This is a genomic window from Novosphingobium sp. BL-S-34, assembly GCF_056857015.1.
The window spans coordinates 1,031,080-1,054,331 of record NZ_CM166473.1 but is presented as its reverse complement, the minus strand read 5'-3'; the positions used below and the strand labels follow the sequence as shown (position 1 = coordinate 1,054,331).

Below are 23,252 nucleotides of genomic sequence, written 5' to 3'. Positions count from 1 at the left end.
GAACCGCCATGACCGCCATCCGTGCCTTTCTGAAACGCCAGCATCTCTCGACCAAAGTCACCCTCATGACCGTGGGTGCGCTCATCCTGCTATCCGCCGTGTTCTTCATCGGCACCCGCGTTCTTCTCGTCGACGACGCGCGGACCCAGGGAGAGGAGCGACTGGACACGAACATGCGCGTGGCCTGGTCGGTGATCGAGTGGAGCGGTCTCAACTATTCTCTGCGCGGCGACACGCTCTATGCCGGCGAGACGCCGCTCAACGCCAACAATGCGGCGGTAGACCGGATGAAGGAACTCGTTGGCGGCACCGCCACGATCTTCATGGGCGACCAGCGGGTGGCAACCAATGTCCAGAACCCGGACGGAACACGGGCCCTGGGCACGCGGCTCGCGGCCGGACCGGTGAAGGACGCGGTACTCGGCAAGGGTGAACCTTATCGCGGCGAGACCGAGATCCTGGGAACCCGCTATTTCGCGGCCTACGATCCCATCAAGGATGCCAACGGCAAAGTGATCGGCATCCTTTTCGTCGGCGTCTCGGCAGAGGACTTCTACCGCAATGTCGACAGTCTCGGCTGGCACATCCTGCTGCTGGCCGTCGTCGTCACGGCCATTGCGGCGGCGCTCTGCATGCGCGGCGCCCGGAAACTGTTCGCACCGCTGGAAACCGCGAGTGCCACGATGATGCGCCTTGCCAAGGGCGACAACGAGACCGAGATCGTCGATACCGAGCGACCCGACGAAATCGGCGGGATCGCGCGCGCCCTGCTGGTGTTCCGCGAGGCGGCGGTGGCCAAGGAAGCCGCGGACCGCGAGCAACGGCAGGTGGTGGAGCGTCTGGCCGAAAGCCTGGCGCACTTGTCTTCCGGCGACCTCACGGCGCAGATCGATCAGGTCTTCCCGGAAACTTACGAAGCGCTGCGGACGAATTACAATTCGGCGCTTTCGGGGCTGCGCGGCATGATCGGCGCCACCGGGGACAGCACTTCGGCTATCCGCGGCAGCTCTTTCGAGATCGCCCAGGCCTCCGAAGACCTGGCCCGCCGCACCGAAGCGAGCGCGGCCAGCCTCGAACAGAGTTCGGCGGCGCTGCTGGAGATCGACAATGGCCTGCGATCGGGCGCCACGGCCGCAACCGAAACGGTGACCCGCGCCGACGAGGCGATTGCCACGGTCAGCGGTGGGCGCGCGGTGGCGGCCGAGGCAGTAGGCGCCATGCGCCGCGTTTCCGACAGCGCCACCAATATCGACGGTGTGATCGAGGGGCTGGACAAGATCGCGTTCCAGACCCGCGTGCTTGCCATGAATGCGGCCGTCGAGGCAGGACGCGCTGGCGAGGCAGGACGTGGCTTCGCGGTCGTGGCCGATCTCGTCTCGGCATTGGCCAAACGATCGGAAGAGGAAGCCCGCAGCGCCCGCGCGCAGCTGACCGTCACGCAGTCCGAAATCGTCGCGGCCCTGGGCGCGGTGGAGCGGGTGGACGGGGCTTTCGAAGGAATCGCCGGAGACGTGGCGCAAGTCCATGTCCTGCTGGGCGGCATGGCGCGCAGCAATCGCGCCTCCGCCACGTCGGTCAGCGAGATCACCGCGGCCATCGGCGCGATGAACATTGCGACGCAGCAGAATGCCGCCATGGTAGAGCAGGCTTCCGCTGCCGCGCGGGGACTGACCGAGGAAGTGAACCGCCTTGCAGCGCAGGCATCGGCGTTCAGGGTCGCCTGAGCCGAGGGCGAATCAGGCCCTGATCCTCAAACGACGAACCGCTGGGCAGAAGCCTTCTAGGCCGTGACGAGGACGGTCATTTCGGTGCGGGAACGGCGGATCGTGCAGAGCTTCAGGGCGCCGTCCCACAGTTCGGCGCTGCGCTTGGCCGCTTCGCGGTGGGCGATGATCAGGGCTCCGGCAATGTCCGGGGCCTTGAACTCCAGCCGCTTGGCCAGACCGTGCTCATCCTCGAAAAACCTCAGGGTGTAGATATTCATATGAGTCCTCCAGCGGTGCGCCGCCGTGTTCGGTATTCGCACTTGCGGAAGAACGGCTAACCCATTTCGCACCATTCCGGAGTGATTTGCGTCAAATCGTTGCTCCGAAAAGCCGTGCGGTTGGCGGCGGGTGGAAGGCATTTCGGCGCTTCAGGCGGCTTCGGCCAGGCTTTCGACGGCGCTGCGGATATCGGCGACATAGCGGGCAAACTCCGCTTCCGCATCCGCGTCCGGTGGCAGGCGCAGCAGGTAGCTGGGGTGTACCGTGATCCAGCAGGGCGTTCCGTCAGGCAAAGCCACCGGGCGTCCGCGTTCCTGCCCGACCGTCACCGTGCGGCCGGTCAGCGAGCGCGCCGCCGTGGCGCCCATGGCGATGACGAGGCGCGGGCGGACGATGGCGCGTTCTTGGTCGATCCACCAGCGGCAGGCCTCGATCTCTCCGGTGTTGGGACGGGCATGGATGCGCCGCTTGCCGCGCGGCTCGAACTTGAAGTGCTTGACGGCATTGGTGATGTAAGCCCGGGTCCGGTCGACACCGACTTGCGCCATGGCGCGGTCGAACACGGCGCCTGCAGGACCGACGAACGGCCGACCGGCCAGATCTTCCTGGTCGCCGGGCTGTTCGCCCACGAACATGATCTCGGCATCGTGCGGCCCTTCGCCGAAGACCGTCTGCGTGGCCGGCTTCCACAAGGGGCAGCGCTGACAGCCTTCCGCTTCCCCGGCCAGCAGCACCAACGCTTCCGGCCCCCCTACCTGACCGCGTATCTGACCGCGCCCGGAGCCTTTACCGCGCTCGGGCGCGCTGCGGGCCTGTTCGATCATTTCCAGCTCGCGCTTGCGGGCACCGGCGATGAGCTGCGGCACCAGGGCCGTTTCCGGCATGTTCTTCCAGTATTTGCGCGGCATTTCCTTCAGCATCGCCTGCGGCATGACCCGTGCGGGGTTGAAGATGGCGCTGTAATAGGCCTTCCACACGCTCTCTACCGGGTCGTCTCCGGGGGCGTCGGCGCGCGTGGCGGGCGGACCTTCGGCCAAGGCCATGCCGTCCCAGTGCAGCGATCCGCGCGGGGTCAGGATCGACCAGCGCATATTGGTGAAGCGATCGACGAAGAAGCCGGCATTGGCACGCAGGATGTGATGTTCGGGCTCGAACCAGGCAATGAAGCGTGGCCCGTCCTGGTCCGCCAGTTCGCGGAACCGCACGAAGGCATGCATCTTGTGGCTATCGCGGCGGACGTTGCGCGCCAGACCTTCGATCCGGCGCACCAGCGGGTCGGCGCGGTCCTGAAGCGCCTGGGGTTGGGCCAGTAAGCGGAGCAGGAGAGTGTAGAGCAGCGAAAACCGTTCCGGCTCGCTATGCAGCGCGGCATCGCGCGCGAGATCGAGGAACTCCCGCGTAACCCGCAAGGGCGCGATGCGGGCATGGCCGCCCGCTACGCCTGCAGCCTCACCGGCGAAAAGGTCCACGGCGCCGTCTCCGACCTGCCAGACGATGTCCGACGGCGCCACGCCCTCGCTGGCGAAGGCACGGGCGGCAAGGCGCCAGCCCTCGAAATCGTCTTCGCTTTCCAGGCGGGCGACGCGCATGGTCAGGCCGCGAACAGTTCCAGTTGGGTCGCCCGGGGCGTGACCAGCGGGCGCAAGTCGGCACGGTCCAGCAGGCCGGTCGGGCGCCAGTCGGCGGTGACGATGAAGGGACGCAGCTTCTTTACCGAAACGGTCATGCGCGCCACGTCGTCCAGCCGCAGCGTGCGCCAGCGCCTTGCGGCCAGGATGGCCTCAACCGCCTTGATGCCCAGGCCGGGAATGCGCAGCAGCATCTCGCGCGGCGCGCGGTTCACGTCGATCGGGAACCGATCGCGAAATTGCAGCGCCCAGGCGAGCTTGGGGTCGATGTCGAGCGGCAGCATGCCGGTGGCGGGATCGGCGGCCGCGCTCACTTCCTGCGGGGAATATTGATAGTATCGGATCAGCCAGTCCGACTGGTAGAGCCGGTGCTCGCGCATGAGCGGCGGACGGCGCAGCGGCAGGACGGTGCTGGCATCCGGGATCGGGCTGAAGGCCGAATAATAGACGCGTTTCAGGTCGAACTGGTCGTAGAGCGAGGCCGCGCGCGTCACGATGTCACGATCGGTGGCGGCATCGGCGCCGACGATCATCTGGGTCGATTGCCCGGCGGGCGCGAAAGCGGGTGCGGAGCGGAAGCGCTTGCGGGCATCGGCGCCGTCTTCGATGGCCGAGCGCATCGTGCCCATGGCGCCTTCAATGCGGGCCTGCGATTTTTCGGGCGCCAGCCGCAGCAACCCGCTGGCCGTGGGCAATTCGACATTGATGGACACCCGGTCGGCATGGCGCCCCGCCGCTTCGACCAACATCGGATCAGCGTCCGGGATCGTCTTCAAGTGGATATAGCCGCGAAAATCGTGATCTTCGCGCAGGGATCGCGCCACTTCGACGATCTGCTCCATCGTATAGTCAGGCGTGCGGATGATGCCCGAGGACAGGAACAGCCCTTCGATGTAATTGCGGCGATAGAAGTCGAGCGTGAGGTCGACCACTTCCTTGGCGGTGAACCGCGCCCGCCGCACGTTGGAGGACTTGCGGTTGATGCAGTAGTGGCAATCGAAAATGCAGCTGTTGGTCAGCAGCACCTTGAGCAGGCTGATGCAGCGCCCGTCCGGCGCATAGGCGTGGCATATGCCGCCGCCGCCCAGCGTCGAGCCAATCCCCTTCCCATCACGCGAATCCCGCTTCTTGACGCCGGAGGAGGAGCACGAGGCATCGTACTTGGCGGCATCGGCCAGGATCGTGAGCTTTTCGGCGATTTCGAGCGCGGGCATTTCGCGGGACCTTGCTTTCCGCGCCATCGGCAGCGCGGCGGTGAAGGTGCAAACTGGCTCATCGCTCCCGCGGATGCAATGAAAATGTTCTCTATACGTTCCGATCGCGCGATCGATTGCAGGAAGGGGAGATAGGAAGGATCTGCGCGCCTGGAGCGTGCCACCCCGCTCAGTTCAGCAGGCGGGCGTAACGATCGAGCGCCGCTTGCGGCCCTTCCGGCCACCGGGAGAGCACCAGCAGCCGCTTGTGTCCTGCCCCAATCGCCAGTTCGTCGGTCACGCCCATGCCGCCATGGAACTGCACCATCTCATGCGCCAGAGTGAGCGCTGCCTCGCAGATGAACGCGCGCGCGCCGCTTACCGCCTCGGCGAAGCGATCGCCCTCCCAGGTCACGAGCGCGAGGTTCAGCAGGGCGCGGCTTTGCTCGATGGCAGCATATTGCGCCACCATGCGGTGCTGGATCGCCTGGAAAGAGCCCAGTGCGGCCCCGAACTGGTCGCGGGTGCGGACATAGTCGAGGGTATCGTGGAAAATGCGCTCCATGATGCCGAGCGCCTCGGCGCAGCGAGCGAGATCCGCGAGTTGCTGGACCTCTTCGATCTGCGCGGTGCCGCCCTGGAGGCGGTGGCTTTCCGGTATGTGCACACTCTCAAGCGCCAGCGAGGAGGCGATGGAGCCGTCCGCCAATGGCCAATCGCGGCGGCGGAGGCCGGGCGTGTCGGCGGGGATGAGGAACATGGCTTCGGCCTGTTCGCCGGCCTGGCCGGAAAGGCGCGCCGAGACGATGTAGCCGTCCGCGCCGCCGCCGGCGATGGAATAGGGCTTGGCACCGTCCAGCCGGTATCCGCCCTGTTCCGGGGTGGCCGTGGTCGCGATCGCGCCGCTTCCGCCCCGCATGCCGGTTTCGGCATGGGCGAGGGCGAGGCGCCTGCTGCCGGTGAGCAAGTCGCCGAGCCATGCGTCGCGCAGGTCCTCGCGCGCGGTCAGGGCAAAGAGGCGTCCTGCCAGCACCGAAGCCTCGGCCAGCGGCTCCACCACCATGCCGCGTCCCAGCGCCTCGAAAATCGTGGCTATGCCGGTGGCGTCGAGGCTGAGCCCGCCCAGTTCCTCGGGGAAGGGCGCGGCGATCAGGCCCAGTTCGCCCAGCAATGCCCAGTTCTTGCCGGAAAAGCCGCCCGGCTCGGCCAGGAAGGTGCGACGGCTAGTATGGTCGTACGTATTGGTGACGAAGCGCTCGGTGAGCGCCTTGAGCATTTCCTCGTCTTCGCTGAGATCGAAATTCACGTGGCTCTCCCGTCTGTCACACGGATGTAGCACCAGCCGTGGGAGCATCTCCGCTAGGCAAAAGACTAGTGTGCAAAAGACTAGGCCCGAACGGGCCGGATTTGGGCTTTCGAGCAATTGTGCACCCTGCCGGGGCGCGTTAAGCTCCACGGCAAGAGAGGAAAAACATGTCGCTGTTGTCACAGGAAAACATAGACGCCGTGCGCGTCTCGTCGCCGGCGGAGATCCGCCCGGCGGCGGAGGCCTTCCATCGCATCGCCATGGACCTGGGTTTCAGGGCCGCCCCCGCGCACGACATTGCCGACAAGCGCACGCCGGTCGATGCCGAGGGCAAGGTTCTGGCCATCGAGGTGTTCGGCTGGGCGGACGATGAAAGGGTCTGGTGGCGCAATTCGCGCATCGCGCTCGATTCCCCGCTCACCACCGCCTGCCGCTTCGAAAGCCAGCCGTTCTGGGCCAATGCCGAAGGTTTCCGCACGCGCGAGCCCAACGCCTACCTCCAGTCCATCGACATCGCCAATTTCGAGCAGCGCGCCATGACGCGGGCCTGCATCGCGGTGCCGGTGCACTTGCCGTTCGGGCAGATCGGCGCAGTGAGCTTCAACCCGCTGGACCGCGACCGGACCGATCTTTCCGAAGATTTCCTGCGGCTGTCCGACGCGCTCGGCCTTTATGCGCGCACGTTCATCGCCACTTACGTCCAGGTGATGGGTTCGACCCAGGCTCTGCCGCCCGGTTCGCGCCTTTCCAAGCGCGAGGTGGAGTGTCTGCGCTGGGCGGCGATCGGCAAGACCGATCTGGAGATCAGCATGATCATGTCGCGCAGCCGCGCGACGGTGCGGTTCCACATCCATAATGCGGCGACCAAGCTGAATGCGGTGAACCGCAGCCAGACGGTCTTCAAGGCCGCCCAGCTCGGGTATATTTCGCTGCACAACTGAGGTTGCAAGGCGTGTCGTCCCGCATGGCGACGGGCTTTACCGCAGCCTGTCTTCCAGCATCAGCTTCGCGCCGCGCAGGCCCAGCGCCATGGCGGGGGCATTGGTGTTCCCCGTGACATGGCCGGGCATCACCGAGCAGTCCGCTACCCGCACGCCGCGCACGCCTTTCACCCGCAGGCGGGCATCGACCACGGCGTCAGGGTCGTCGCCCATGCGGCAGGAGCGGATCGCATGGAGCCCGCAGCTGGACAGGCGGCGGAAGGCAGCCAGGATCTCTCCGTCGCTCTCCACTTCCGCGCCGGGCACCAGTTCGGGTCCGACCATCTGCCCCAGCGGCGCTTCGGCGATGAAGGCGCGCATCTTGCGTACCAGCGCGACGGCGGAGCGGCGATCGTGCTCGGTCGTCAGGAAGTTGTGGCGGATATCGGCCGGATCAGCGGAGTTCGGCCCCGAAGCCCGCACCGCGCTCTCGCTGGTGAGGCGCAGCAGCTGGCCGTAGATGGTGACGCCGGGGAGCGGGTCGATCTTGTCGAGCGGGACCGGATCCTTGTCGTCGCCGACCTTGAAAGTGTAGCCGCCAAGGTAGAACTGCGCGTCGGTGCGCCCGTCGGGATGAGCGACATTGCAGAAGGCGCCGACTTCGAAGGGGCCGGTCGCCAGCACGCCGTCATGGCGCAGCAGATAGCGTAGCATGGCCAGCCCCGCGCCCACCCCGAAGAAGCTGCGGTTGGTGCCGCGTCCGTGCTCAAGCCGGAACGGGATCGAAATCGACAAGTGCTCGATCATCCGCTCGCCCACGTCGGGTGAATGGACGAGCGGGGCGATGCCCGCCGCCCGCAGCCGCTCGGTGTCGCCGATGCCCGATCGCTGCAGCAGCAGCGGGCTTTCCATGGCCCCCGCGCTCACCACGATCTCACCGGCACAATCGAAGCGCTGGGGGCGGCCGTTTACGACGGCGTCGAGGCCCACCGCGCGGGTGCCGTCGAACACGATCCGCTCCGCCAGCGCGCCTGTCACCACGGTCAGGTTCGGCCGTCCGCGCGCCGCTGCCAGATACGTGCGGGCAGAGGATTCGCGGCGTCCGTTTCGGATGTTATGGCTGTAATAGCCGACGCGCGGGCCGGTTTTTGCGTTGAGGTCGTCCACCCGCGTGAGTCCCAGCGCCTCGCCGGATTCGATCATGCGCTCTGCCAGCGGATATGTGTAGCAAGCCGGATCGACATGGACCAAACCCCCGCTGCCGCGCATTGCGGAGGCGCCTGCGGCATGGTCTTCCAGTTCCAGGAAAGCCTCGGTCATGCTTGCGCCGTTCCAGCCCACGGCACCGGCCTCGCTTTCCCAGGCGTCGTAATCCGCCGGCTCGCCGCGGCTCCAGATCATGCCGTTGATCGAGGAAGAGCCGCCAAGGCCCTTGCCTCGAATCCACACCTCGCCGCCGCTGTCCTCGTTCGCGCCTTCCTCGCGCGGCTGGGTGACGGGATAGGCCCACATGTGCTCGGGCTTCTTGACCAGCTTGGCCACGCCCTTGGGCAAGGTGACCCAGAAACTGTCATTGCTACCGCCCGCTTCCAGCAGCAGCACTTGCGACCGGCCGTCGGCGCTCAGCCGTTCCGCCATGACGCAGCCGGCCGAACCGGCGCCGACGATGATGTAGTCCCAGGCCTTTGCCATCTGTTCGTTCTCCCGCCTCAATGCGTCGCACGAACTGGCACATTGGCTACCCTAGCGTTTTGATGAGTCACAAAGGGGGAGCGGGCGCGCTTAAACCATTCACATCAACGGACTCGAAAGCCGAGAGATGGGGAGAACGATGCGCGCCATTGCCGAAGGCCTGTTTACCGACGAGACGCCGCCCCGGCTGCTGGGCGGCCGCGAACGGGCGACGGGGCGGGTGGTGTTTCCCTGTCCCGCCGGGGATAGCTGCGATCCGGTGCCGCTGGCGCGGGAGGGCAGGCTCTGGTCCTACACCGTGCAGCGCTATCGCCCCAAGACTCCGCCATATACCGGGCCGGAAGCCTTTGCGCCGTGGATCGTCGCCTATGTCGAACTGCCGGGCGAAGTGATCGTGGAGGCACGGCTGGTGGGCGGGGATTTCGGCGCGGTGCGGATCGGCATGCCGGTACGGCTCGTGCCGCTGGCGCTCGATCCCGAGGCGGCCGAGCCGCTGGCCATTCCTGCCTTTGCGCCGATGGAAGGAACCCGCGCATGAGCGACGTCTGCATCGTCGGCATCGGCATCCATCCGTTCGGGCGCACCGAAGGCCTGTCCGGGCTTGACCAGGGCGTCTTCGCCGTGCGGCAGGCGCTGGCCGATGCCGGGGTGGACTGGCCGCAGATCCAGTTCGCTTATGGCAGTTCGGATGCCGCCGGAAACCCGGACACGATGGTCGATCGGCTGGGCCTCACCGGCGTTCAGTTCATCAATGTGCGCAACGGCTGCGCGGCTGGCGGATCGGCGCTGTTCTCGGCGCAGATGGCGATCAAGTCGGGCGAGTTCGAGCTTGGCCTTGCGGTCGGGTTCGACAAGCATCCGCGCGGCGCCTTCAATGCGCTGCCCAGCGAATACAACCTGCCGGACTGGTACGGGGAGGCGGGCTACATGGTCACCACTCAGTTCTTCGCGGCGAAGATCATGCGCTACATGCACATGTTCGGCATCTCCACCGAAACGCTGGCGCGGGTGTCCGAAAAAGCCTTCCGCAACGGTGCCCATGCGCCGCATGCCTGGCGCCGCCAGCCGGTGCCGATCGAGGAAATCCTGGCCGCGCCGCTCGTTTCGGACCCCTATACCAAGTATATGTTCTGCTCGCCTGCCGAGGGCGGCGTCGCGCTCGTGCTCGCCAGCGAGAAGAAGGCGCGCGAACTGGGCAAGCCGCTGGTCCGCCTGAAAGCGGCGACCATGCGCACCCGCCCGCCGCACAGCTTCGAGGTCTTCGCGCCCAGCGTGGATGTGGTGGAGGACGATAGTGGCCCGCGCGGCACCGCCACGCGCATTGCCTCCGCCGACGCCTTCCGCCTCGCGGGCATCGGACCCGTCGATATCGACGTGGCTCAGCTTCAGGACACCGAAGCGGGCGCGGAGATCATGCACATGGCGGAAAACGGCTTCTGCGCCGATGGCGATCAGGAACGCTGGCTCTCCGAGGGCCGCACCGAGATCGGCGGCGCGCTGCCGGTCAACACCGATGGCGGCTGTCTTGCCTGCGGAGAGCCGATCGGCGCTTCGGGGCTGCGGCAGGTCTACGAAAATGTGGTGCAACTGCGCGGAGACGGTGGCGGCCGTCAGGTGCCTCATCAGCCGAAGACCGCCTACAGCCACGTCTACGGGGCGCCGGGCGTATCGGCAGTGACGATACTGGAACGATAGAACGCATGGACATCGAACTCTCCCCCGCCGACGAAGCCTTCCGCCAGGACGTACGTGCGTTTCTGCGCGAGAACCTGCCCGATGCGGTGAAAGCGGGCGCCGCCGCCACGCCATCGGTCTTCGTGGAGCCGGATATCGGGCAGGCCTGGAATGCAGTGCTCGATGCCAAGGGCTGGCTTGGCTACCAGTGGCCGGTCGAGCATGGCGGCACCGGCTGGACGCCGCTTCAGCGCTACCTTTTCGAAAAGGAATGCGCCGCCGCCGGAGCGCCCAACCTCACCGTGCTGGGCTTGAAGCTCTTGGCCCCGGTGCTCTGGACGTTCGGCAATGCGGCGCAGAAGGCGCGCTACCTGCCGCGCATCCTTTCGGGCGAGGATTACTGGTGTCAGGGCTTTTCCGAGCCCGGTGCAGGGTCCGACCTTGCCAGCCTGAAGACCCGCGCGGTACGGGATGGCGAGCACTACATCGTCAACGGATCGAAGATCTGGACCACCCATGCCCATCACGCCAACGGCATGTTCACGCTGGTGCGCACCGATCCCGAGGTGAAGAAGCAGGCGGGCATCTCGTTCCTGCTGATCGACCTGGCCAGCCCCGGCGTCTCGGTGCGGCCGATCCTGACGACGGCGGGCGATCATGAGGTCAACCAGGTCTTCCTGGAAGACGTGCGCGTGCCGGTCGAGAACCTCGTCGGCGCCGAGGGCGAGGGCTGGACCATCGCCAAGTTCCTGCTCGAAAACGAGCGCGGCGGATCGTGCCATGCGCCCAAACTGGGCTATGATCTCGCCCAGATCGAGGCGGCCGCGAAAGATGAAAGCGACGGGCGCGGCGGGGCGCTGGCCGACAGCACCGACTGGCGGCGCCGGATGGCGAAAGCGCGGCTCGGCGTGGAGGCGCTGGAGATGATCGAACTGAAGATCATCTCGGAGATCGCCAAGGGCCGCAAGCCGGGGCCGCAGACCTCGCTGACCAAACTGCTGGCATCCAACTTGCGGCAGGAGATCGACCTTCTGGCCGTGGACCTGTTCGGCATCGCCGGGCTCCAGCTGGAAACCTCACGCCCGCTCTATGGCGACAACGCGCCGGAGCCGGTCCATTCTCGCGCCGCGCAAGTTGCCGCCGCGCGCTATCTCAACAGCCGGGCCTGGACGATTTTCGGCGGGACAAACGAGGTGCAGAGCACCATCATCGCCAAGTCCGTGCTTGGTCTTTGAAAAGGAACCGTGAAGCGATGCGGACGACAACGGGAGAGGAAGCTGGCATGCAACTGAACCGCGAGGCGCTGACCCGCGCCTATCGGCAGATGAAGCTGATCCGCGAATTCGAGGAACGCCTTCACGAAGAGATCCAGACTGGCGAGATCGCCGGCTTCACCCACCTCTACTGCGGGCAGGAAGCCGTGGCGGTGGGCGTCTGCGAGCATCTTTCGGAGCGGGACAAGATCGTCTCCACCCATCGCGGCCACGGTCACTGCCTGGCCAAGGGCTGCGACGTGACCGGCATGATGAAGGAGATCTGGGGCAGCCAGGAGGGCCTTTGCAACGGCAAGGGCGGCTCCATGCACATCGCCGATATCGACAAGGGCATGCTGGGCGCCAATGGCATCGTCGGCGCGGGCGCGCCGATCGCGGTGGGCGCGGCGCTTTCGAACAAGATCGACGGCCCGGACGAGAACGGCAAGCTGGCCGTCTCCATCGCCTTCTCGGGCGACGGCGCCTGCAACCAGGGCACCACGTTCGAGGCGATGAACCTGGCCGTCGTCACCAAGGCGCCGGCGATCTTCGTCTTCGAGAACAACCACTATTCGGAGCATACCGGCGATGCCTATGCCGTGGGCACCGCGCAGGACATCGCCAGCCGCGCCGAGGCCTTCGGCATGAAGGTTTGGCGCGCGGACGGGACGGACTTCTTCTCGGTCTTCGACACCTTTGGCGAGGTCCTGGAATTCGTCCGCACCCCCGGCAATGGCCCGGCAGCGGTGGAGTTCGATACCGAACGCTTCTTCGGCCACTTCGAGGGCGATCCCCAGCGCTATCGCGGCGAGGGCGAACTGGATCGCCTGCGCGCCACCCGCGACTGTCTTCGTCACTTCCGCGAGCGGGTGACCGGCGCGAAGCTGCTGACGGGCGAGGACCTCGACGCGGTGGATGCGGACGCCCTGCAGGCCATTGAGGATGCCGTCACGGCATCGCGCGCGGCGGCGCGGCCGCAGCCCGAGAACGTCCTCGAAAACGTTTACATCAGTTACTGACGGCGGAGCGAAGCACATGGCAAAGATGATGTACCGCGACGCCATACGCGGCACGATATTCCAGGAAATGCAGCGCGATCCGCGCGTCGTCGTGCTAGGCGAGGACGTGGTCGGCGGCATGGGCACGGCGGGCGGGCCGGAGGCGATCGGCGGGATCTGGTCCACCTCCACCGGGTTCTACGACGCCTTCGGGCCGGACCGGGTGATCGACACCCCGATCAGCGAAAGCGCGATCATGGGTGCGGCGGGCGGATTGGCGCTGGCGGGCAAGCGGCCGGTGGCGGAGATCATGTTCGCGGACTTCATCGGCGTCTGCATGGACCAGCTGTGGAACCAGATCGCCAAGTTCCGCTACATGTTCGGCGGCAAGTCGGTCTGTCCTGCGGTGATCCGCATGCCCTGCGGCGCGGGTTACAACGCCGCCGCGCAGCACAGCCAGATGATCAGCCAGTTCGTCACCTCCATGCCTGGCCTGAAGGTCGTTATGCCGGCCACTCCGGCCGATGCCTGCGGTTTGCTGCGGCAGGCGATCCGCGACGACGATCCGGTGGTCTTCCTCGAACATAAGTTCCTCTACGCCATGACGGGCGAAGTGCCAGACGATCCGGACTTCGTGATCCCCTTCGGCCACGCGCGACTGGCGCGGGCGGGCGAGGACGTTACCGTGGTCGCCTCCGGCATGATGGTCGGCTATGCCGAGACGGCGGCCGACGATCTGGCGCAGGACGGTATCGGCTGCGACGTGATCGACCTCCGCACGACTTCCCCGCTCGATGAGGAAGCGATCCTTGATTCCGTGGAAGCAACCGGGCGACTGGTGATCGTGGACGAGGCTCCGCCGCGGTGCAGTCTGGCCACCGACATTGCCGCGCTGGTGGCCAGCAAGGCATTCGCCAGCCTGAAGGCGCCGATCGAGATGGTCACCGCGCCGCATACCCCGGTGCCCTTCGCCCGCGAGTTGGAAGGCGCCTATCTGCCGAGCCCCGCGAAAGTGGCCGCCGCCGTCCGCAAGACGCTGGCATACCGGTGAGGGGGGCGCTGTCATGAGCAGAATCCGCGCTTTCACGATGCCCAAGTGGGGCATCGAGATGACCGAAGGCACCGTGGCCGAATGGATGGTCAAGGAAGGGGATGCGTTCACGCGCGGCCAGACGCTGTGCCTGATCGAAACCGCCAAGATCACCAACGAGGTGGAGGCCGAATACGACGCCACCGTGCGCCGCGTGCTGATCTCCGGTGGTAGCGAGGCAGAGCCGGTGGGCGCGCTGCTGGCGGTGTTCGACGAGGGGGCCCATTCCGAGGACGAGATCGAGGCCTTCATTGCCGCCTTCACCCCCGCCGAGGGCGGCGTGGCGCAAGGCGCATCGAAGGCCAAGGCGGCCGTGCCCGAGCCGGTGGGCGCCGCTGTCGGCGCGCCGGAACGGGTGCGCGTCCCGATCGATACTAACCGCCCGATCAGCCCCGAGGCACTGCGTCTGGCCGAGGAGGAGGGCGTCGATATCTCGGATATCGAGGGTTCCGGCCGTCAGGGCAGGATCACCCATCAGGACGTGGTCAAGGCGATGCGCGGCCCGGCTAGCCCGGTACTGAAAGGTGCGCTGGCCCAGCTCGAGGAGGATGGGAAAATCTTCGCCTCCCCGCTCGCTCGCCGCCTCGCCGCGCTCCATGGGCTTGCGCTGGCGGGCATGAAGGGCACCGGCCCGCGCGGGCGTATTTCCAAGGCGGATGTGCTGGCACTTGTCCCGGCACCGGCAAGTTCCGGTTCGCTCGCTGCACCTGAGTTCGTCGCGGGGCAGAACCGGCCCGAAATCGTTCCCTTCGATCGCATCCGCAAGGTCGTCGCCCAGCGGCTGACGCAGGCGAAGCAGGAAATTCCGCACTTCTACTTGCGCTTGTCCGCCCGCGCCGATGCCCTGCTGGAACTGCGCAAGAGCGCAAATCTCGTGCTCGGCTGCAAGGCCTCGGTGAACGACTGGGTGGTCAAGGCCTGCGCCATCGCGCTGGTCCGTCATCCCGAGGTCAACGTACAGGTCCACGGCACCGACATCTACCGCTTCCCCCATGCCGACGTCTCGATCGCGGTTGCAGGGCCGAAGGGCCTCGTGACCCCGGTCGTGCGGCAGGCCGACCGCATGCGGATCGACCAGCTTGCTGCCGAAACCCGCCGCCTGATCGACAAGGCGCAAGGTCGCGGACTGGGCATGGAGGACATGGAGGGTGGTACGTTCTCTGTCTCCAACCTCGGCATGTTCGGGGTGGAGAACTTCGATGCGATCATCAACCCGCCGCAGGGCGCGATCCTGGCCGTCGGCGCGGCGCAGCGCCAGCCGGTGGAGACGGCGGGCGGCGGCGTGGCGTTCGAGACGCGGATCGCTTTCACGCTCTCGGTAGACCACCGCGCGATCGACGGGGCTGCCGGCGCGCAGTTCCTCCAGACGCTCAAGACCCTGATCGAAGAACCCCAAGGCCTCTTCGCCTGATTGAAGGACACCCCATGACCAGTTCCGCCAGACCGGGACCTCTCAAAGCCTTGGGCGAGGTGATCCAGCTTGCCTATTTTCCCACCGATTTCGACGCGGCGCTGAAGTACTGGATCGAAACCGTGGGCGTCGGGCCGTTCTTCGTGCTCAACGACGTGCGGCTCGGCGAGATGAAGTACAAGGGCCAGCCTACCGACGCGACGTTCTCCATGGCGATCGGCTATTGGGGCGATATCCAGATCGAGCTGATCCGCACCGAGAGTGAAGAGCCCTCGCTCTACACCGGCGAATATGCCGTGCGCGATAGGCTGCACCACGTCTGCGTCTTCGTGAAGGACATTGCCGAGGCGCGCCGTGCCTGCGCGGAAGTGGGTGCGGACGTGATCGTGGAGGGCAAAGTGGGGGACGACGGCGAGGTGATTTACGTCGATCCCGGCCAGGGTCCGGGCTTCGTGATCGAATATCTCCAGCCCATGGCTGGATCAGAAGGTCTATTCGAAATGATGAAAGAGGCCGCGCGCGACTGGGATGGCAGCGATCCCGTGCGGGTGCTGCAATGACCGCGCCGATTTCCGCCCAGGCCATGGCCATGGCCGACCGCGTGGAGAGCTTCGTCCGCGAAATCGTGTTGCCTTACGAGCAGGATCCGCGCCGCGACCATCACGGCGCGCCGACCGACGAACTGGTCATGGACCTGCGCGGCAAGGCGCGCGCGGCGGGCGTGCTCACGCCGCATATCCGCGATGACGGCAGCCACCTGACCCAGCGCGAGACGGCCGAAGTGCTGATCCGCTCCGGCCTTTCGCCGCTCGGCCCGCTGGCCTGCAACACCATGGCGCCCGATGAGGGCAACATGTACCTGATCGGCCATGTCGGCTCGCCCGCGCTGAAGGACAGGTTCCTGACGCCGCTGGTGGAGGGCAGGGGCCGCTCCGCCTTCTTCATGACCGAGCCGGCCGACTGGGGCGGCGCGGGGTCCGACCCGTCGATGATGAAGACCACCTGCCGCCGCGATGGCGGGGACTGGGTGATCGACGGGCGCAAGACCTTCATCACCGGCGCCAAGGGGGCGATGGTCGGCATCGTCATGGCCGCTTCGGTGGACGAGGCGAGCAAGGGCGGAGCCTGCATGTTCCTGGTCGACCTGCCCGATCCCGCCATCGTGATCGATGAAGTGCCGAACACCATCGACACTTCAATGCCGGGCGGTCATTCCACGGTGACGATCCGGGAACTTCGGGTTCCCGCCGCGCATATGCTCGGCGAGCCGGGAGAGGGCTTCAAGTATGCGCAGGTGCGCCTGAGCCCGGCGCGCCTGTCGCATTGCATGCGCTGGCTGGGATCCTGCATGCGCGCGCACGAAATCGCGGTGGACTATGCCTGCCGCCGCGAGGCCTTCGGCAAGACGCTGATCGATCACGAAGGCGTGGGCTTCATGCTGGCGGAGAACCGTATCCTCATCCAGCAGTGCCGGCTGATGATAGACTGGTGCGCGGGCGTGCTGGACGGCGGATCGCTGGGCACGGTCGAAAGCTCGATGGCCAAAGTCTCGGTCAGCGAGGCACTGATGAAGATTGCCGACAACTGCGTGCAGGTGATGGGCGGCATCGGCGTAACCGACCGCACGATCGTGGAGCAGGTGTTCCGCGAAATCCGCGCCTTCCGCATCTATGACGGGCCGACCGAAGTGCACAAATGGTCGCTCGCCAAGAAGATCAAGCGCGAGTGGAAGCAGGCGCAGGAAGCGACCCGCGCCGAGCAGGCGGCGTAGCCATGGCCGTCGACCTTGCCGCCGACAACGCGGGTACCGTGCCCGTCCGCGAAGGCTATCGCTTCGACGAAGCGGCGCTGGCGCGCTGGATGGCGGCGCATGTCGAGGGTTTCGCGGGGCCGCTCAGGGTGGAGCAGTTCAAGGGCGGACAGTCCAACCCGACTTACCGGCTCTGCACCCCCGCGCGCAGCTATGTCCTGCGCCGCAAGCCGCCGGGCGATCTGCTACCCGGCGCGCACGCGGTGGACCGCGAGGCACGGGTGCAGATGGCGCTGGGCGCGGCCGGCTTTCCGGTGGCGCGCATCCATGGGCTCTGCACTGACGATGCCGTGATCGGCACCTGGTTCTACGTGATGGACATGGTGGAGGGCCGGATCTTCTGGGATGCGACCTTCCCGCAAGTCTCGCGCGAGGAACGGCCGGCCTACTTCGACGCGATGAATGCGACGATGGCCGCGCTTCATGCCATAGACCCGGTAAGGGCGGGGCTGGGCGACTATGGCAAGCCGGGCAATTACTTCGCACGCCAGATCGGCCGCTGGACGAAACAGTACCAGGCGGACGAACTCGCCGGTCGCAATGCCGATATGGATGCGTTGGTGGAAGCGCTGCCCGGCCTGATCCCGCCGGGTGACGAGACTTCGGTGATCCACGGCGACTGCCGCTGCGACAACATGATCTTCCACCCCACCGAGCCGCGGGTGCTGGCGGTGCTGGACTGGGAGCTTTCCACGCTGGGCCATCCGCTGGCGGATTTCGCCTATCACACGCTGATGTACCGGATGCCGCCGGAGATCGTGCCCGGCCTCATCGGCGCGGACCTCGGGGCGCTCAACATCCCTCCCGAAGAGGACTACGTAGCCGCCTATTGCGCGCGGACGGGGCGGGACGGCATCGCGAACTACGAGTTCTACGTCGCCTTCAACCTCTTCCGCCTCGCGGCGATCTTCCACGGCATCAAGGGCCGCGTCCTGCGCGGCAATGCCGCCAATGCCCAGGCGGCGAACCGGGCCGAGAGCTTTCCCGTCCTGGCCCGCATGGCGCGTGAAAGCCTGGAAGCCGTGGGCTGAAGCTCGCGACGGTGGCCGGAACGAGCGGCCTGATCGTCGTTTCCGTCATCAGAAAGCGAAACTTCCCGTTCGCCGGCGCGCTGTGATCCTGTCAGCATCGTCCCGAAGCCTCGCGCCCGGCGCGCGAAAACAGGAAACCAGCATGTCGAGCCAGCACCGCCCTTTACGCAATGTTTCGGCCAAGTGGGACGAAGTCCTGCTGGTGTGCCGCAAGTGCAGCAGGAAGGTCCACGGCGGTTTCGGCAAGGACGGCGACAAGCGCCTGGAGAAAGCGCTCAAGTCGGCGCTGAAGTCTCAGGGGCGCTACAAGGTGGTTCCGGTCTCCTGCCTCGATATCTGTCCGAAGAACGCGGTCTGTCTCGTCCAGGCGAGCGGGCCCTCTACGGTTCATCTCGTGCCGCCGGGGACGCCGATGGAGGAAGTCGTGGGCCGTCTCGCCCCTCTGCCCGAAAAAGCGCGCGTGCGCCGTGGCAAGGCGCTGCGCCAGCAGGCACCCGATAGTGCCGGTTTGCCTTCGGGCTGAAACAGGCGCTGCTCCGTCTGGTCCTTGCATCCCGTTTCTGCTAAGGACTGCCGGACCAGCAGGGCATGGGCGCCTGCCGTGACGAGGGAGGGCGAAGATGAACTATCCGTACAGTCCCTTCCGCGCGCCGAACTGACGGCAAGAGTCCCGAACCCGGCGTCCCGATGCTCAGGCTCGGGCGGCCGCCTCCCGACTTAGATCCGGTATCGCCGGGTCGCTCCTGACAATTGCCGAACCGGGACCGCGCAAGGCCGCGCGGAAAAACCTCATGACTGATACCGACGAAGACCTGTTCCCGCGCGCCGCGGTCCTGCGCAAGGTGCTGTCTTTCACGTTCCGCCATTGGCGGCGCGCGCCGGTGCTGGCCGCGGCCTGCGGCAGCGCGATGATGGTGGCGACCGTCACCGAGGTGTTCGTCCCGGTCTATGCCGGGCGGATGATCGACGCGGTCGGCGGAGGCGCCTCGGCCGAGGCATGGCGTGCTTTTGCCGCGATTACCGTGCTGGGGCTGGGCCTTGTGGTCTTTCGTTTCCTCGGCTGGTGGGCGATCACGCCGCTGACGCTGAACATGATGCGCGATGTGACGCAGGAGGCCTTCGCCCGCGTGCAGCGCCTTTCCACCGATTGGCACGCCAATGCCTTTTCCGGCTCCACCGTGCGGCGCATCACCCGTGGAATGTGGGCGCTCGACACGTTGAACGACGTGCTGCTGCTCTCCCTCCTGCCTTCGCTGACGGTCCTGGCGGCTACCGTGATTCTGCTGGCCCTGCACTGGCCGGTGCTCGGGCTGGTCATGGCGATCGGCGCTTTCGCCTATATCGCGCTGACCGTGGGGCTGGCGATGCGGGTGCTGGCGCCGATCGCGCGGCTTTCCAACCAGTGGGACACGCGGATCGGCGGCATCCTGGCCGACGCGATCGGCACCAACGCCGTGGTCAAGGCGTTCGGCGGCGAGGAACGCGAGGAGGAATTGCTCGGCCGCACGGTCGCCAAGTGGCGGCAGCGGACGCGGCGGACCTGGATGGCCTTCACCTGGGCGGGCAGCGGGCAGACCAGCCTGCTCTGGCTGGTGCGCGCGGCGGTGACGGCTGCCGCGCTGTGGCTGTGGATGCGGGGCGAGGCCAGCCCGGGCGACGTCGCTTACGTCATCACGAGCTACCTCGTGCTCAACGGCTATCTGCGCGACATCGGGCAGCACGTTCACATGCTGCAGCGCTCGGTGAACGAGATGGAGGAACTGGTCCAGCTCCACGACGAACCGCTGGGTGTGGCCGACCGCGCGGATGCCGGTCCGATCCGCATCGCCGATGGCGCGATCCGCTTCGACACCGTGACTTTCCACTATGCCGGGCAGGACAAGCCGCTGTTCCGGGACCTGGACGTGACGATCCCCGCTGGGCAACGCGTGGGGCTGGTGGGGCCCTCCGGTTCGGGCAAGACCAGCTTCGTCAAACTGATCCAGCGGCTCTACGACGTCGCGCAGGGCCGCGTGACGATCGATGGGCAGGACGTCGCCCATGCCACCCAGAACTCGCTGCGGCGGCAGGTGGCCATCGTTCCGCAGGAGCCGGTCCTGTTTCACCGCACCTTGGCCGAGAACATCGGTTATGGCCGCCCGGACGCGACGATCGCGGATATCGAACAGGCTGCGCGCCTCGCCAATGCGCATGAATTCATCATGCGGCTTCCCAAAGGCTACCGCACGCTGGTGGGCGAGCGCGGCGTGAAGCTTTCGGGCGGCGAGCGCCAGCGTATCGCGATAGCCCGCGCGTTCCTGGCCGATGCGCCGATCCTGATCCTGGACGAGGCGACTTCCAGCCTCGATTCCGAATCCGAGGCGGCCATTCAGGATGCCATGGAGCGGCTGATGGTCGGCCGCACGGCCATCGTCATCGCGCACCGCCTGTCCACGGTACGCGCGCTGGACCGCATCCTGGTCTTCCATCGCGGAGAAATCGTCGAGGACGGCACGCACGATGCGCTGCTCAAGTCGCAGCAAGGGCAATATCGCCGGTTGTTCGAACGGCAGGCCGGAACGGCGGAGGCGGAAATTCACTGATCCGCAGGCGGATATCCGGCCGCTCCGGCTCGCCATGGAGGCTCATCGGCGAGCGAAGATCGCGGCCCGTCGCAAAACTGAAATGCCAGGCGACTAGAGGCCGCGCAGGGCGTGCGGTCGTGCGCCGTTTCAGCGACGTGACATGCAGGTGCCATCCATCAGGTCCGCCCCGCGCCGGGCAGCGACACATTCGGTTACGGCGAACCCGGGCTTCGGGCGTGAGGCGCGGTTGCTGGGCTATGCCAGCGGCAATTTCGGCAAGAATCTGGTCTTCGCCGGGGCCGACGTCACATTTCTTTACCTGCTGACCGACCTTTTCGGGCTGCCGGGCTCGGTGGCGGGCCTGCTCATGCTGGTTGCGCTGGCGGGCGATCTTGTTTTCGACCTGCTGGCAGCGCTGCTGGTCATTCGCCTGCGCCGCGCGGGCAAGGGCTACCGCTGGCTCATTCTGGCGGGCGCGATACCGGGAGGCACGGGTTTCGCGCTGCTCTATGCGCTGCCGGCGCTGGGTGCGGAGCGGGTCTGGATGGTCGCCGCGGCGCTCCTGCTGTTTCGCGGTGCCTATGCCGTGATCGATGTACCGCACAATGCGCTGATGGCGCGCATGACGGTGGACAGCCGCGCGCGCGGCAGGGTGTCGGGATATCGCCTGTTCTTCAGCACGACCTCCTCCCTGACGGTCGCCTCGCTGCTGATGCCGACCGTCCAGCAGGCGGTGGCGACGCGCACGCTGGATCTTCTGGCCATGACCGGCTGCCTGGCGGGCCTGCTGTTCGCCATGACCATCGCCTTTTCGGCCTGCGCCTCGGGGAACGACACAAGCGCCGAAGGCGGGCACGACGCGGGGGAGCATGACCAGGGGCGCCAGAGCGACGGCGACGGTATCGCCGTGCCTCTGCGGGAAGGGATGGTCGCCGGCATGGGCGTGCTCGCGCTCATCACCGGCTTTGCCGTGCCGACGTTCGAGCGGATGCTGCTTTACATGGGCACATACGTCTTTCACCGGCCGGAGATGGTCAGCACGCTCCTGATCTCCGTGACGCTGGGACAGTTCCTGGGCGTACTGCTCTGGACCCCGCTGACCGGCCGCTACGACAAGAGCCGGTTGCTGGGGACGGGGCATCTGCTTTGCGCCGCAAGCCTGGCGTGCTTCGGTCTCTGCATGGCCTGGCCGCCCGCGCTACTGGCTTGCGGCGTGCTGATCGGCATCGCCTTCACATGCGTCTTCATGCTGCCCTGGGGACTGCTGGCCGATACGGTGGATTTCGTGGCCTGGAAGCGGGGGCGCCGCTACGAGACCGGGCTCTTCGCCTTCTATCTGGTGATCGTGAAGGCAGGCGGCGCGGCCGCGAACGGGGCCATCGGATGGTGTCTCGGCAGCCTTGGCTACACGCCGGGGGCGGAGCAATCGGCACTGGTGCGCGCCGGTATCCTGACGCTGGGCCTGGGCGTGCCCATTGCCGGAAGCCTGGCCGCGGTTCTGCTGCTCCGCCGCTTCGATATCGGTCATGCCCGCCACGCCCGCCTGCTTTCCGCCCTGTCGGCCGGGCGGACCGGCGCGAGAGAGCCTGGACAGCAGAGGGGATGCCCGGTCGTTCCGGTCAGGCGCCCGCTTGCGCCGGTGCCGAGCCGGTTTCCGGGTCGTAGGCCGGGTTGGCCGGATCGAGCGGCGAAGGCTTGAGCGGGACGGGCTTCACCGCGCTTTCGGCCCAGGCACGGCAGATCATGTCGCGCAGCATCGCCGCGCCCTTGGCCGTGCGTGCGTAGACGAGTTCGCGCACGTCCTTGTCCTTGAAGTTCGCGAAGCGGTCGCGCTTTTCCAGGACATAGACCTGTTCCATGTGACTGGCCGCCTCGTCGAGATAGGCGAGGACGGCGTCGAACATGTCGCCCTCCCGGTGGCCGGCGGCGCCGATGCGGGGGGCGATGTCCCCGGTGGTCAGGGCCATGCCGTCCACGAACTCGCTTTCGAACCGGCCGTGGATCGTGCGGTCACGCGTGTAGCCCTTGGGATTGTCACCCCGCCAGCCGTCGCTGTTGACCGAATCGTGCAGCGGCTGCGCGCCGTCGCCAATATAGTGGCCGAGGCGGATCACCTGGAAGGCGCAGTGCTGTTCGGCAAAGGCGGTCGCCTTGCCCTCGGCGCGCAAGGCACGGATCTGGCGCATGCAGGCGATCAGACGTTCATACGATTCCATCGCGGCATAGGGAAGCGTCCCGGTCCAGCGGACATTGGTGCGCTGGGCGGTCAGCGGATCCTTGTCCTTGATCGCCTCGTAATGCTTGTAGAGCGCGATCACGAAAGCATAGCGCGACCGCGGGATCGGCTTGAGGAAAGCGAACTGTTCCTTGAACCAGCCGTGGTTCGGATCTTCCTCGATCTTGGAGAACGGCTCGCTATCCCCGCGCCAGCCGTCCGGAAGGGAGGCGGAGCCGGCGATATAGTCCACCTGTTTGCGCAGGAAGACGGGGCCATCGTCCGGGATCGCCTCGATGGCCGCGCGGTCGATCACGGCATGGGCGGTCCCACCCCAGGCGAGAGCCGCATTCGGGTGAAGCGCAGCGGGGAAAACGGCGGCGGCTAGCGCGGCGAGAACGAAGGGGCGCATGTCGGGCTCCGGTCGAGAAAGCGGGGGTCGAGAAGGCGGGGATCGAGAAGGCAGGGGTTGAGAAGGCAGG

20 protein-coding genes are annotated in these 23,252 nt (G+C 66.6%); 14 read left to right on the top strand and 6 right to left on the bottom strand.

Annotated elements, in window-relative coordinates; all coding sequences use genetic code 11:
- Positions 1-8: 8 nt before the first annotated feature.
- Positions 9-1,724, top strand: coding sequence for a methyl-accepting chemotaxis protein (locus AC1VV3_RS18545; protein ID WP_431567673.1), 1,716 nt, complete (start codon positions 9-11; stop codon positions 1,722-1,724).
- Between the two features lie 56 nt (positions 1,725-1,780).
- Here AC1VV3_RS18545 and AC1VV3_RS18540 read toward each other — a convergent pair whose 3' ends face one another.
- From AC1VV3_RS18540 to AC1VV3_RS18525, 4 genes are all read right to left on the bottom strand, one after another.
- A complete protein-coding gene (locus AC1VV3_RS18540) occupies positions 1,781-1,984 on the bottom strand; it encodes a hypothetical protein (RefSeq protein ID WP_132265906.1) in 204 nt (67 codons plus the stop codon).
- Positions 1,985-2,134: 150 nt separating this feature from the next.
- Positions 2,135-3,574: a UdgX family uracil-DNA binding protein gene (locus AC1VV3_RS18535; RefSeq protein ID WP_482962102.1), complete on the bottom strand. Its 1,440-nt coding sequence runs from the start codon at positions 3,572-3,574 to the stop codon at positions 2,135-2,137.
- A 2-nt stretch (positions 3,575-3,576) separates the two neighbouring features.
- Positions 3,577-4,827 (bottom strand): putative DNA modification/repair radical SAM protein, encoded by a 1,251-nt coding sequence (locus tag AC1VV3_RS18530; protein ID WP_465127059.1) that lies wholly within the window; start codon positions 4,825-4,827, stop codon positions 3,577-3,579.
- A gap of 169 nt (positions 4,828-4,996) precedes the next feature.
- Positions 4,997-6,112, bottom strand: coding sequence for an acyl-CoA dehydrogenase family protein (locus AC1VV3_RS18525; protein WP_431567670.1), 1,116 nt, complete (start codon positions 6,110-6,112; stop codon positions 4,997-4,999).
- A 167-nt stretch (positions 6,113-6,279) separates the two neighbouring features.
- Here AC1VV3_RS18525 and AC1VV3_RS18520 point away from each other — a divergent pair, with 167 nt between their 5' ends.
- Entirely contained in the window at positions 6,280-7,053 is a 774-nt protein-coding gene (locus AC1VV3_RS18520; RefSeq protein WP_132265900.1) for a helix-turn-helix transcriptional regulator, read from the top strand.
- Between the two features lie 36 nt (positions 7,054-7,089).
- Here AC1VV3_RS18520 and AC1VV3_RS18515 read toward each other — a convergent pair whose 3' ends face one another.
- Positions 7,090-8,724: a GMC family oxidoreductase gene (locus tag AC1VV3_RS18515; protein ID WP_431567669.1), complete on the bottom strand. Its 1,635-nt coding sequence runs from the start codon at positions 8,722-8,724 to the stop codon at positions 7,090-7,092.
- 139 nt (positions 8,725-8,863) lie between these two features.
- Here AC1VV3_RS18515 and AC1VV3_RS18510 point away from each other — a divergent pair, with 139 nt between their 5' ends.
- From AC1VV3_RS18510 to AC1VV3_RS18455, 12 genes are all read left to right on the top strand, one after another.
- Positions 8,864-9,262: a Zn-ribbon domain-containing OB-fold protein gene (locus AC1VV3_RS18510; protein ID WP_431567668.1), complete on the top strand. Its 399-nt coding sequence runs from the start codon at positions 8,864-8,866 to the stop codon at positions 9,260-9,262.
- Entirely contained in the window at positions 9,259-10,419 is a 1,161-nt protein-coding gene (locus tag AC1VV3_RS18505; protein ID WP_431567667.1) for a thiolase family protein, read from the top strand. The genes AC1VV3_RS18510 and AC1VV3_RS18505 overlap by 4 nt, the downstream gene beginning before the upstream one ends.
- A gap of 5 nt (positions 10,420-10,424) precedes the next feature.
- Positions 10,425-11,633, top strand: a complete 1,209-nt coding sequence (locus AC1VV3_RS18500; RefSeq protein ID WP_431567666.1) for an acyl-CoA dehydrogenase family protein — start codon at positions 10,425-10,427, stop codon at positions 11,631-11,633.
- 47 nt (positions 11,634-11,680) lie between these two features.
- Positions 11,681-12,670: a thiamine pyrophosphate-dependent dehydrogenase E1 component subunit alpha gene (locus tag AC1VV3_RS18495; RefSeq protein WP_431567665.1), complete on the top strand. Its 990-nt coding sequence runs from the start codon at positions 11,681-11,683 to the stop codon at positions 12,668-12,670.
- A gap of 16 nt (positions 12,671-12,686) precedes the next feature.
- Positions 12,687-13,700, top strand: a complete 1,014-nt coding sequence (locus tag AC1VV3_RS18490) for an alpha-ketoacid dehydrogenase subunit beta (RefSeq protein WP_465127057.1) — start codon at positions 12,687-12,689, stop codon at positions 13,698-13,700.
- A gap of 13 nt (positions 13,701-13,713) precedes the next feature.
- The gene (locus AC1VV3_RS18485) at positions 13,714-15,150 is read left to right on the top strand and encodes a 2-oxo acid dehydrogenase subunit E2 (protein WP_431567663.1); all 1,437 of its coding nucleotides are present in this window, start codon (positions 13,714-13,716) and stop codon (positions 15,148-15,150) included.
- A gap of 14 nt (positions 15,151-15,164) precedes the next feature.
- Positions 15,165-15,710 (top strand): VOC family protein, encoded by a 546-nt coding sequence (locus tag AC1VV3_RS18480; protein ID WP_431567662.1) that lies wholly within the window; start codon positions 15,165-15,167, stop codon positions 15,708-15,710.
- The gene (locus AC1VV3_RS18475; protein WP_431567661.1) at positions 15,707-16,921 is read left to right on the top strand and encodes an acyl-CoA dehydrogenase family protein; all 1,215 of its coding nucleotides are present in this window, start codon (positions 15,707-15,709) and stop codon (positions 16,919-16,921) included. The genes AC1VV3_RS18480 and AC1VV3_RS18475 overlap by 4 nt, the downstream gene beginning before the upstream one ends.
- Positions 16,922-16,923: 2 nt before the next feature.
- Positions 16,924-17,991, top strand: a complete 1,068-nt coding sequence (locus AC1VV3_RS18470) for a phosphotransferase (protein ID WP_431567660.1) — start codon at positions 16,924-16,926, stop codon at positions 17,989-17,991.
- Positions 17,992-18,133: 142 nt separating this feature from the next.
- On the top strand, positions 18,134-18,514 hold the full coding sequence (locus AC1VV3_RS18465) for a hypothetical protein (RefSeq protein ID WP_431567659.1): 381 nt from the start codon (positions 18,134-18,136) through the stop codon (positions 18,512-18,514).
- Between the two features lie 268 nt (positions 18,515-18,782).
- Positions 18,783-20,573 (top strand): ABC transporter ATP-binding protein, encoded by a 1,791-nt coding sequence (locus tag AC1VV3_RS18460; protein ID WP_134095611.1) that lies wholly within the window; start codon positions 18,783-18,785, stop codon positions 20,571-20,573.
- A gap of 148 nt (positions 20,574-20,721) precedes the next feature.
- Positions 20,722-22,254: an MFS transporter gene (locus tag AC1VV3_RS18455; protein ID WP_465127056.1), complete on the top strand. Its 1,533-nt coding sequence runs from the start codon at positions 20,722-20,724 to the stop codon at positions 22,252-22,254.
- Here AC1VV3_RS18455 and AC1VV3_RS18450 read toward each other — a convergent pair.
- On the bottom strand, positions 22,175-23,182 hold the full coding sequence (locus AC1VV3_RS18450) for a phospholipase C/P1 nuclease family protein (protein WP_431567657.1): 1,008 nt from the start codon (positions 23,180-23,182) through the stop codon (positions 22,175-22,177). The genes AC1VV3_RS18455 and AC1VV3_RS18450 overlap by 80 nt on opposite strands.
- Positions 23,183-23,252 lie beyond the last annotated feature (70 nt).

Excerpts from the sequence above, each read along its gene's own strand:
- AC1VV3_RS18490 (WP_465127057.1), top strand. The coding sequence starts at position 12,687 with ATGGCAAAGATGATGTACCGCGACGCCATACGCGGCACGATATTCCAG.
- AC1VV3_RS18450 (WP_431567657.1), bottom strand. The coding sequence starts at position 23,182 with ATGCGCCCCTTCGTTCTCGCCGCGCTAGCCGCCGCCGTTTTCCCCGCT.
- AC1VV3_RS18505 (WP_431567667.1), top strand. The coding sequence starts at position 9,259 with ATGAGCGACGTCTGCATCGTCGGCATCGGCATCCATCCGTTCGGGCGC.
- AC1VV3_RS18485 (WP_431567663.1), top strand. The coding sequence starts at position 13,714 with ATGAGCAGAATCCGCGCTTTCACGATGCCCAAGTGGGGCATCGAGATG.
- AC1VV3_RS18515 (WP_431567669.1), bottom strand. The coding sequence starts at position 8,724 with ATGGCAAAGGCCTGGGACTACATCATCGTCGGCGCCGGTTCGGCCGGC.
- AC1VV3_RS18495 (WP_431567665.1), top strand. The coding sequence starts at position 11,681 with ATGCAACTGAACCGCGAGGCGCTGACCCGCGCCTATCGGCAGATGAAG.
- AC1VV3_RS18470 (WP_431567660.1), top strand. The coding sequence starts at position 16,924 with ATGGCCGTCGACCTTGCCGCCGACAACGCGGGTACCGTGCCCGTCCGC.
- AC1VV3_RS18460 (WP_134095611.1), top strand. The coding sequence starts at position 18,783 with ATGACTGATACCGACGAAGACCTGTTCCCGCGCGCCGCGGTCCTGCGC.
- AC1VV3_RS18475 (WP_431567661.1), top strand. The coding sequence starts at position 15,707 with ATGACCGCGCCGATTTCCGCCCAGGCCATGGCCATGGCCGACCGCGTG.
- AC1VV3_RS18540 (WP_132265906.1), bottom strand. The coding sequence starts at position 1,984 with ATGAATATCTACACCCTGAGGTTTTTCGAGGATGAGCACGGTCTGGCC.
- AC1VV3_RS18510 (WP_431567668.1), top strand. The coding sequence starts at position 8,864 with ATGCGCGCCATTGCCGAAGGCCTGTTTACCGACGAGACGCCGCCCCGG.
- AC1VV3_RS18535 (WP_482962102.1), bottom strand. The coding sequence starts at position 3,574 with ATGCGCGTCGCCCGCCTGGAAAGCGAAGACGATTTCGAGGGCTGGCGC.
- AC1VV3_RS18500 (WP_431567666.1), top strand. The coding sequence starts at position 10,425 with ATGGACATCGAACTCTCCCCCGCCGACGAAGCCTTCCGCCAGGACGTA.
- AC1VV3_RS18520 (WP_132265900.1), top strand. The coding sequence starts at position 6,280 with ATGTCGCTGTTGTCACAGGAAAACATAGACGCCGTGCGCGTCTCGTCG.
- AC1VV3_RS18465 (WP_431567659.1), top strand. The coding sequence starts at position 18,134 with ATGTCGAGCCAGCACCGCCCTTTACGCAATGTTTCGGCCAAGTGGGAC.
- AC1VV3_RS18545 (WP_431567673.1), top strand. The coding sequence starts at position 9 with ATGACCGCCATCCGTGCCTTTCTGAAACGCCAGCATCTCTCGACCAAA.
- AC1VV3_RS18530 (WP_465127059.1), bottom strand. The coding sequence starts at position 4,827 with ATGCCCGCGCTCGAAATCGCCGAAAAGCTCACGATCCTGGCCGATGCC.
- AC1VV3_RS18480 (WP_431567662.1), top strand. The coding sequence starts at position 15,165 with ATGACCAGTTCCGCCAGACCGGGACCTCTCAAAGCCTTGGGCGAGGTG.